Here is a 9,598-nt window from a genome sequence, read left to right as displayed (position 1 = left end):
GCCCCCAAGCAGATCATCTGTGCGGCGATGCGCAAACTGCTGCATTTCGTTTACGGAGTGCTCAAGTCGGGCCAACCCTTTGACCCGAAACTTGCGCTTGCTCGATGAGAAGCAAGACGGTATCTACGGGGCTCGCATTACTCGCCGCGAATGTACTGCTCGAGTTGGCGAATCAGTTCAGCCTGCTCGGCAATGGCTTCCTTGACCAGGTCGCCGATTGAAAGCAAACCGATCAACTTGCCGCCTTCCACCACCGGCAGGTGACGCAGGCGCTTGTCGGACATGATGCCCAGGCACGTGTCGACGGTTTGATGGGTGTCCACGGTAATCACCGGCGAGACCATGATGTCGCGCACCGGTGTGCCTACCGAAGAACGGCCGTGCAGCACCAGTTTGCGCGCGTAGTCCCGCTCGCTGATGATGCCCAGCACTTCGTCATTTTCCACCACCAGCAAGGCGCCGACGTTTTTCTCGGCCATCTTCATCAGCGCTTCGAGCACCATGTGATCGGGTTTGATCTGGTGCACTTCCTGATTCTTCTGATCTTTCAACTTGAGCAGCTGGGCGACGGTTTTCATGGTGGTTACTCGGGTGTTGTCGTTGTTCCTGAAGAATCGTAGACCCAAGCGCAGAGGGCAAGGGCGAATGCGGCAGATAACACGCAAAAAACGTCATTTGGCGGTTTTTCTTCTGCAATCCTCGAAAAGATCGCAGCCTTCGGCAGCTCCAGGAGAACGCGGGAACGCATAGGCGCTGCCGAAGGCTGCGATCTTTTCCCGGCTGGCCGCTAAGTCTGGGTGATCACGGGTAGAATCATCACCCTGAATCAAATCTGAGGTTTGCAGTGGTGGATTTACCGCAGGGCTTCGTCCTGACCCGGCATTGGCGCGACACCCCGGCCGGTACGGAAGTCGAGTTCTGGCTGGCGACCGACAGCGGTCCCCGGCGCATCCGCCTGCCTCATCAACCGTCGGTGGCGTTCGTGCCCGCCGAGCAAAGGGTGCAAGCCGAAGCGCTGCTGCACGACGAAAAAAACGTCGAGCTGCGGCCCTTGGCCTTGCAGGATTTCGAGCATCGCCCGGTCCTGGGCCTGTATTGCCAGCAGCACGGTCAGCTGATGCGCCTGGAAACCGCGCTGCGCAAGGCCGGCGTCGAGGTGTTTGAAGCCGACGTGCGGCCGCCGGAGCGCTACATGATGGAGCGTTTCATCACCGCTCCCGTGCGCTTCAACGGTACGCCAGGCGCCGATGGCCTGCTGCTCGACGCCCAGATGAAACCCGACCCGATGTACCGGCCCAACCTCAAACTGGTGTCCCTGGACATCGAAACCACGGCCCAGGGCGAGTTGTATTCCATCGCGCTGGAGGGTTGCGGCGAACGCCAGGTGTACATGCTCGGTCCGCCCAATGGTGACGACAGCGAGGTGGATTTCCAGCTCGAGTATTGCGACTCCCGGGTGGCGTTGCTGAAAAAGCTCAACGACTGGTTTGCCCGTTTCGATCCCGACGCAATCATTGGCTGGAACGTCGTGCAGTTTGACTTGCGGGTACTTCACGAGCACGCCCGCCGCCTGGCGGTGCCGTTGCGGCTGGGGCGTGAGGGCGAGGAGATGCAGTGGCGTGAACATGGCAGCGGCAACCACTATTTCGCCTCCGCTGCCGGAAGGTTGATCATCGACGGCATCGAGTCCCTGCGGTCGGCAACCTGGAGTTTCCCGTCATTCAGCCTGGAAAACGTTGCTCAGACCCTGCTCGGCGAGGGCAAGTCGATCGACAATCCGTACCAGCGCATGGACGAAATCAACCGCATGTTCGCCGAGGACAAGCCGGCGCTGGCCAAGTACAACCTCAAGGATTGTGAACTGGTCACACGGATTTTCGCCAAGACCGAGTTGCTCACGTTCCTGCTGGAGCGGGCCAGCGTCACCGGGCTACCGGCCGATCGCATGGGCGGTTCGGTGGCGGCGTTCACCCATTTGTACATGCCGCTGATGCATCGCCAGGGGTTCGTTGCACCGAACCTCGGCAGCAAACCGCCGCAAGCCAGCCCCGGCGGTTTTGTCATGGATTCGCAGCCTGGGCTTTACGAATCGGTGCTGGTGCTCGACTACAAAAGCCTCTATCCATCGATCATCCGCACCTTTCTGATCGACCCCGTGGGCCTGATCGAAGGCCTCGCGCACCCGGATGACAGCGCGTCTGTGCCGGGTTTTCGCGGGGCGCGTTTTTCGCGCACCCGGCATTGCCTGCCATCGATCGTCGCGCGGGTCGCCGAAGGTCGGGAAACGGCCAAGCGCGAGCGCAACGCGCCGCTGTCCCAAGCGCTGAAAATCATCATGAACGCGTTTTACGGTGTGCTGGGTTCCAGCGGTTGTCGCTTCTTCGACACGCGCCTGGCGTCGTCCATCACCCTGCGCGGCCACGAGATCATGTTGCGCACCCGGCAACTGATCGAAGCCCAGGGCCACGCGGTGATCTACGGTGACACCGACTCGACCTTCGTCTGGCTGCGCCGCGCCCATGACCAGGAGGATGCCGCGCAAATCGGCCGCTCGCTGGTGGATCACGTCAACCAGTGGTGGCGCGAACATGTGCAGGAGGAATACGGCCTGCAGAGCGCGCTCGAACTGCAGTACGAAACCCACTACAAACGCTTTCTGATGCCAACCATCCGTGGCGCCGAGGAGGGCAGCAAGAAACGCTATGCCGGGCTTGTGACCCGCGCCGATGGCAGCGAGGAAATGGTCTACAAAGGTCTGGAAACCGTGCGCACCGACTGGTCGTTGCTGGCCCGGCAATTCCAGCAGGAGTTGTACTTGCGGATTTTCCAGCGCCAGCCGTATCGAGAGTATGTGCGCGACTACGTGCGCAAAACCCTGGCGGGCGAGTTCGATGATCGGCTGATTTACCGCAAACGCCTGCGCCGCACCCTCGACGATTATCAACGCAACGTGCCACCCCACGTACGCGCGGCGCGTATCGCCGATGACTACAACGACCGCCAGGGCCGCCCTCGGCAATACCAGAATGGCGGCTGGATCAGTTACGTGATCACCGTGGCCGGCCCCGAGCCGCTGGAGATCCGCAGCGCGCCCATCGATTACGACCATTACATCAGCCGGCAGCTGCAACCGGTGGCGGACGCGATATTGCCGTTTGTCGACGACGATTTCTCAACGCTGATTGGTGGGCAACTGGGGCTTTTTTGAGTCCATCAACTCCAGGGTCCAGGCGTCGAGAATGCCGTGGAAATACTGATTCAGCGCTTGATGAAAGACGCTGTCGGCGGCCGCGACCTGGGCAAACAGGGTCATGGATGAATGAAATTTCAGGTCGTCGGGATGACCGAATATCCCGGCCACCGAGCGCTGTGGGATGTTCAGCACTTCCAGGGTGCAGGTGCGTAACCGGGCGCCCAATAATGGATGCTGCAGATAGGCCTGGGCTTCTTCCCTGGAGCGGATGGCGAAATGTCGCGACATCTCGCTGCCGCCCAGCCCGGAAAACTGCGGAAAGATGAACCACATCCAGTGACTGCGTTTGTGACCGGCATTCAATTCGGCCTGGACGCGGTCAAACACCGGGTCCTGTGCCTGGATGAAACGTTGCAGATTAAAGGCGTCCAGCGGATCGGTACTTCTCATGCCGATGTCCTCTGACACTCCGCGATGGCTCAGACCATGGCCAGCCGCTGCTTGTGTTGTGGCGCACGAAACGCTTGGTCCAGCGCCTCCAGATCTCCGGCTTCAAGCTGCAACAGTGCCGCTTGGGCGTTGAGTCGCACATGCTCGGGGCGGACCGCCTTGGGGATGGCGATCACGCTGTCCTGACGCAGAATCCATGCCAGCGCCACTTGGGCCGGTGTCACATCGTGACGGGCGGCTACTTGCTTGAGCAGCGCATTGGCCAGCATTTTTCCGCCCTGGCCAATCGGGCAGTAAGCCATGGTGGGCAGCCGTTGCTGCTGGCTCCAGGGCAACACATCAAACTCTATACCGCGTTGCTCCAGGTTGTAGAGAACCTGACTGGTGGCGATGGCGTCGCCCACCACTTCTTCGGCGCCACCTTCGGCGTACATTTGCGCCGTGTCGATCAGGGTCATGCCCATCTCGATGCCCAGGCGCAACGCAGCGACTTCCTGTGCCGGTGATCGATTGGTGTCGGCCGACACTGCACTTTTTCCAAATGACCGGCTCTATCCTTGGTTGCCTGCGGCGATCCCCACCGCTGGCCCATGCCCAAGTTCAAGCATTTATGGCCCAAGCGTTACCTTTCATGACCGCGCTATTCACAAAGAATTGCTGGCTGTTGGTCGGCCTGTCGATGTGCCTCTTCACCGGTTGCAGTCAGCAGCAAGGCAGCGACATTTTTACCCAGATGCGCGAAGGCCGGCCCCAGGAGTTTCTGCAAACCAGTGTTGACCGCATGGCGACCCTGGCGATGCGCGACAACCTCGACAGCCTTTACGTGTTGATGAGCAAGCTGTACCTGCGCAATCCCGAAGAACTCAAAAAATCCGGTTTCCTCGACGCCCGCACCGCCAGCAAGCAAGTGCGCATGGCCATCGAACAGCAAGAGCCGTTGCCCACCCTCGGCGGCAAGAAGGACCTGGCGGCCCTGCGGTTTGCCATGAGCCCGGAGTTTCTCGGGGACCGGGTCGGGGCGTTCATTTACGCCATCGGCAGCATGCTCGTCACCGCTCACGGCAATCGCCTGGAGTTCTATATGACGGACGCGATCAACCCGGTGTTCGTCAGCAACGCCGCACGCAACATCGAGATCGCCACCTGGATTCTGAGCCAGCGACAAAACAAGGAGGGCCAGCCGTTGCTGTTCTCCAACGAGATTTCCGAGGAGGGCAGCAACCTGAGCTTTGCCGTCGAGTTCGGCAAGATCGTCGCCCGACTGGACTTGCTGACGCAGATGCTCGACGAGCGCTACCGGCGTATCGGGCTGAATTATGCCCAGAGCCTGCTGTTTCTGAATTTCCTGCCGGTGCAGTAAATTCTTGTAGGAGGTTCGGGAATAAAGATAGATCGCATCGATATAACTGGTTATAAGAAATCTCGCTATGCTGCGGGCCGGATTTCCCTGCGATCTTTGTGGACGTATCAATGGATTTACTGAACATCGGGTTGGTCATTGCAGGGTTGGTGGTGGGTTTTATCGTCGGCATGACAGGTGTGGGTGGCGGGTCGCTGATGACCCCGATCCTGCTGTGGTTCGGCATCAATCCGGCCACGGCCGTCGGTACCGATCTGCTTTACGCGGCCATCACCAAATCCAGTGGTGTGCTGGTTCACCGAAAGAACAACAACATCGATTGGGCGATCACCGGTTGGCTGACCCTGGGCAGCGTGCCGGCGGTGCTGCTGACGTTGTGGTTCCTCAGCACGTTGCACGAAAGTCCCGACGCGATGAACGCCATCATCAAACAAGCCCTGGGCTTTGTGCTGTTTGCCACGGCGCTGGCAATCCTGTTCAAGAAGCGCTTGCTGGATTTCGCCCACAAGCGCGCCGGTGGCAACTACAACCCCACTGGCCCGCGCCTGAATGTCATGACCGTCATTACCGGTCTGATTCTTGGCACCATGGTTGCGCTGACGTCCATCGGCGCCGGCGCCTTGGGCACCGTGGCACTGTTCATTCTTTATCCGTTGTTGCCGACTCGCCGTTTGGTGGGGACAGAAATTGCCCACGCCGTTCCGCTGACGCTGGTCGCCGGTCTCGGTCACGCGAGCATGGGTAACATGGATTGGCAGGTGCTGGGTTACTTGCTGGTCGGTTCGTTGCCGGGGATTTATCTGGGCAGCCACCTGACCGGGCGGATCTCCGATGAACTGCTGCGCCCTTGCCTGGCAACCATGCTGATGCTGATCGGCTACAAACTGGCGTTCTGATTCGACCCCCTCCTTTTGGCGGGTGAATATTTCCAGCAGATGCCCGACATGGGTATCGAAATTCACCCGTCGTCCTGTCGCACAATCCTTGATCTTCCTTCGCATTGGTTCACGCCCAAGATTGCCCCGAGCTGTTGCGCAATGACCGCGCTGACCTAAGCTTGGGGCAAGGCAGAGCACATTTGCCGAGCGTCACCGGAACGAACGCCGCGATGCGCAATCATTAGAGCGTGGATATCAAAAGGAGAGGCGCATGCTCATCAGGTCACTGACCCTGGCTACCCTGCTGGCAATCGCCGGCCCCCTGTTCGCCGCCGATGGCGACTCACCGCTGGACATGGACAAGGGCCGGTCCCGTCCGCTGATTGTTATCGCCCCAAGCACTGTTGACCCTATGTGGGTCAGCCTGAAACAGTCACTGGACGAGCCGGCCAATCGCAAGGGTTTCACCGACCGCAACATGGTGCTGTACACCGTGCTCAACCTGATGGGACAGCGCGAAGGCAAGGACCTGGGGCCACAGGACACGGCAGCGTTGATCCGCTCGCTCAAACTGGGGGCCGGGTCCAAGAGCAAGGTGATTCTGGTCGGCAAGGATGGCGAAAAGAAGTTCGAACAGTCAGAGAACATCAAGCTGGAAGATATTTTCAGCGCCGTCGACCAACTACCCGCGGCCGAGAAAGAAACCCCACCGCCAACAGTGGCCACTCCAGCGCCAGAAGCGCCCGCGGCTAAAGGCGCCAAGAACACCAAGCAGGCTAAATCGACCAAACCCGTCAAACCGCCTGAAATGCCGGATGATTGATCCGGCGCGAAATCCTTGTAACAGCAGGTGGCGAGGGGGCTTGCCCCCGTTGGGCTGCGAAGCGGCCCCGCTTCAGATACACCGGCAGCTCTGCCCGGCGCTCCGATAGGCTCTCTCCAAAGCATCTGCATCAGTCCGTAAAGCTACCCGTTGTAGCGATACCCCACCGTCACCGCCCAGGGCTGTTCGATGTCACTGCCCTTGGTGTATCCACCCTCGGCGTAGAAATGATGATTCTGCTTCGCCGCCACGCTCAAACCACCACCGATCTCGGCCCATTTGTCGCAACGCCGCCCGGAGCGAGCTCGCACCTACAAGGCGCTCAGTACCTGATGGGCAATTTTGACCCGCTCTGCAATCGGGAAATTCTTGTTCGCCAGAATCACAATGCCGATGTCCTTCGATGGTACAAATGCGACGTAGGCGCCGAAACCACCGGTCGATCCGGTCTTGTTGATCAGTACGCTGCTCGGCTGTGGTTGTGGCGGGTTCAGCCATTGGACTTTGTGCGCTTGCATGGCCATGGGTTTCGAGTTGCCTTCGAGCAGGCGGTCCAGCGAAACCGGATAGGCATACAACTCCCAACCCAATCCCTGAGTCATGTCGCCGACGGTGTAGTAGCCGGTGTGGGTCAAGGCGATGGCCTGTTGCAACGGTTTTGCCAGACTGGCCGGCTTCATGTTCGCTTGAACATACATCAACAGGTCCGCCGCGCTGGTTTTCACTCCGTAGGCTTCGGAATCGAGTGCGCCGGGGCCGACTCGCACCGGTTTGTCGTCCTTGTTGTAGCCCTGGGCGTAGAGGCTCATCTGGTCCTGTGGCACGTTCACATAGGTGTGCTTCAAACCGAGTTTCGGCAGCAGGGTTTTCTCCATCGCATCATCAAACGGCTTCCCGATGCTATGCGCGGCGAGGTAGCCGAACAGGCCCAGGCTGGGGTTTGAATACAAGCGATGGGTGCCGGCAGGGTAGAGCGGTTTCCACTGCTGGTAGTAACCGAGCATGGTGTCGGCGGAGTCGGCCTCAGGCGGAAATTGCAGGGGCAGGCCCCCGGCACTGTAAGTGCCTAATTGCAGCACGCTGATGCGGTCGAACGCGCTGCCGCGCAGGGCTGGCCAAACCTGGCTGGCCTTGTCCGATAACGACAGTTTGCCGGTGGCCTGGGCATAGGCGGCGAGGGTGGCGGTGAAGGTTTTGCTGACGGAGCCGATCTCGAACAGGGTGTTTTCCGAGACCGGTTTTCCGGTTTCTGTCGAGGCTACGCCATAGTTGAAATACTGCGGTTTGCCGTTGACGGTCACCGCCACGGCCATGCCGGCAATGTTCTGGGCTTGCATCACCGGTTGAACAGCGGCGTTCACGGCTGTCTCGATTGGATCTGCGGCGATGCAGGGGCCAGTAGCAAGCATGGCCATGCAGGCCGCAAGTGTTTTCAGCTTGTTCATGTGGATGAGGTCCGCCATTGATTCAGTGCGCGCCATTTTAGGCGGTTGAATGCAATGGCGGACGGTTTTTCATGCGCGGCCGGGAGTGGGTTTCAAAACCGGCATTCAGCGCACCAGGCACGGCTTCTTGTTATCGAACGTCCAGCCCGGAATCAAAAACTGCATCGCCACGCTGTCGTCCCGCGCACCCAGGCCCATGCCTTTATAGAGTTCATGGGCCTTGGCCACTTGATCCATGTCCAGCTCAACGCCCAGCCCCGCTTTCTGCGGCACCTGCACGCAGCCATCGACAATTTGCAGCGGCGCCTTGGTCAGGCGCTGACCGTCTTGCCAGATCCAGTGAGTGTCGATGGCGGTGATTTCGCCCGGCGCAGCGGCCGCAACGTGGGTGAACATCGCCAGGGAAATGTCGAAGTGATTGTTGGAGTGCGAGCCCCAGGTCAGGCCCCATTCGTGGCACATCTGCGCCACGCGCACCGAGCCCTGCATGGTCCAGAAGTGTGGATCGGCCAACGGGATGTCGACCGACTGCAACTGGATCGCATGACCCATTTCACGCCAGTCGGTGGCGATCATGTTGGTCGCGGTTTTCAGGCCCGTGGCGCGACGGAATTCGGCCATGACTTCGCGCCCCGAATAACCGTTCTCCGCACCGCATGGGTCCTCGGCGTACGCCAGAACGTCGTGTTGGTCACGGCACAGGCGAATCGCTTCCTTCAGTGACCACGCGCCATTCGGGTCGAGGGTAATGCGCGCATCGGGGAAGCGTTCGGCGAGGGCGGTGACCGCTTCGATTTCGGCATCGCCGGCGAGCACACCGCCCTTGAGCTTGAAGTCCTTGAAGCCATATTTCGCGTGGGCCGCGACCGCCAGACGGACAACACCTTCGGCGGTCATGGCTTTCTCGTGACGCACGCGGAACCAGTCGTTGTCGGCGTCCGGTTCGCTGCGATAGGCGAGGTCGGTTTCGTTGCGATCACCGACGTAGAACAGGTAGCCGAGCATCTTCACTTCATCGCGCTGTTGACCTTCGCCGAGCAGGGCGGCGACCGGCACATCCAGATGCTGGCCGAGCAAATCGAGCAGGGCGGCTTCAAGGCCGGTAACAGCATGAATGGTGATGCGCAGGTCGAAGGTCTGTAAACCGCGACCACCGGCATCGCGGTCGGCGAAGGTCTGGCGCACCTGATTGAGAATTTTCTGGTAGGTGCCGATCGGGCTGCCGACCACCAGGCTGCGTGCGTCTTCCAGGGTTTGGCGAATGCGCTCGCCGCCCGGTACTTCGCCGACGCCGGTGTGGCCGGCGTTGTCCTTGAGAATGACGATGTTGCGGGTGAAAAACGGGCCGTGTGCGCCGCTCAGGTTAAGCAGCATTCCGTCGTGGCCGGCCACCGGAACAATCTGCATGCTGGTGATGATCGGGGCCTTGGCGATTTCTTGTACGGTCAT

The 9,598-nt window shown here is 60.1% G+C and carries 9 protein-coding genes and 2 pseudogenes; 5 read left to right on the top strand and 6 right to left on the bottom strand.

Annotation, left to right across the window (positions count from 1 at the left end):
* Window positions 1-108, top strand: a pseudogene (locus CKW19_RS29185) (IS110 family transposase); the annotation flags it as partial.
* 29 nt (window positions 109-137) lie between these two features.
* On the opposite strand, the gene CKW19_RS21140 reads toward CKW19_RS29185, so the two are convergent.
* Complete coding sequence (locus CKW19_RS21140; RefSeq protein ID WP_015094223.1) at window positions 138-578, bottom strand: CBS domain-containing protein; 441 nt, start codon at window positions 576-578, stop codon at window positions 138-140.
* Window positions 579-847: 269 nt separating this feature from the next.
* Between CKW19_RS21140 and CKW19_RS21135 the strand changes: the two genes are divergently transcribed.
* Window positions 848-3,208, top strand: coding sequence for a DNA polymerase II (locus CKW19_RS21135; protein ID WP_177408842.1), 2,361 nt, complete (start codon window positions 848-850; stop codon window positions 3,206-3,208).
* On the opposite strand, the gene CKW19_RS21130 is transcribed toward CKW19_RS21135, so the two are convergent.
* Together CKW19_RS21130 and CKW19_RS21125 are read right to left on the bottom strand one after the other, a co-directional pair.
* Window positions 3,173-3,643, bottom strand: coding sequence for a DUF1810 domain-containing protein (locus CKW19_RS21130; RefSeq protein WP_095059680.1), 471 nt, complete (start codon window positions 3,641-3,643; stop codon window positions 3,173-3,175). The two genes, CKW19_RS21135 and CKW19_RS21130, sit on opposite strands and share 36 nt — an antisense overlap.
* Window positions 3,644-3,672: 29 nt before the next feature.
* Window positions 3,673-4,152, bottom strand: a pseudogene (locus CKW19_RS21125) (aldo/keto reductase); the annotation flags it as partial.
* Window positions 4,153-4,253: 101 nt separating this feature from the next.
* On the opposite strand from CKW19_RS21125, the gene CKW19_RS21120 reads away from it, so the two are divergent.
* From CKW19_RS21120 to CKW19_RS21110, 3 genes are all read left to right on the top strand, one after another.
* The gene (locus tag CKW19_RS21120; protein ID WP_095059678.1) at window positions 4,254-5,003 is read left to right on the top strand and encodes a hypothetical protein; all 750 of its coding nucleotides are present in this window, start codon (window positions 4,254-4,256) and stop codon (window positions 5,001-5,003) included.
* A 110-nt stretch (window positions 5,004-5,113) separates the two neighbouring features.
* A complete protein-coding gene (locus CKW19_RS21115) occupies window positions 5,114-5,899 on the top strand; it encodes a sulfite exporter TauE/SafE family protein (protein ID WP_095059677.1) in 786 nt (261 codons plus the stop codon).
* A 253-nt stretch (window positions 5,900-6,152) separates the two neighbouring features.
* Entirely contained in the window at window positions 6,153-6,704 is a 552-nt protein-coding gene (locus CKW19_RS21110) for a DUF4174 domain-containing protein (protein ID WP_095059676.1), read from the top strand.
* A 143-nt stretch (window positions 6,705-6,847) separates the two neighbouring features.
* On the opposite strand, the gene CKW19_RS28570 is transcribed toward CKW19_RS21110, so the two are convergent.
* The 3 genes from CKW19_RS28570 to gudD all read right to left on the bottom strand — a co-directional run bounded on the left by CKW19_RS28570 (window position 6,848) and on the right by gudD (window position 9,598).
* Window positions 6,848-7,015, bottom strand: coding sequence for an autotransporter outer membrane beta-barrel domain-containing protein (locus tag CKW19_RS28570; RefSeq protein WP_143498461.1), 168 nt, complete (start codon window positions 7,013-7,015; stop codon window positions 6,848-6,850).
* Window positions 7,016-8,149: a class C beta-lactamase gene (gene ampC / locus CKW19_RS21105; RefSeq protein WP_095059684.1), complete on the bottom strand. Its 1,134-nt coding sequence runs from the start codon at window positions 8,147-8,149 to the stop codon at window positions 7,016-7,018.
* A gap of 105 nt (window positions 8,150-8,254) precedes the next feature.
* Window positions 8,255-9,598 (bottom strand): glucarate dehydratase, encoded by a 1,344-nt coding sequence (gene gudD / locus CKW19_RS21100; RefSeq protein ID WP_095059675.1) that lies wholly within the window; start codon window positions 9,596-9,598, stop codon window positions 8,255-8,257.

The organism is Pseudomonas sp. Irchel s3f7, assembly GCF_900187615.1.
In the GTDB taxonomy this organism is placed as follows: Bacteria; Pseudomonadota; Gammaproteobacteria; order Pseudomonadales; family Pseudomonadaceae; genus Aquipseudomonas.
This window is presented reverse-complemented; position numbering and strand designations above follow the sequence as displayed.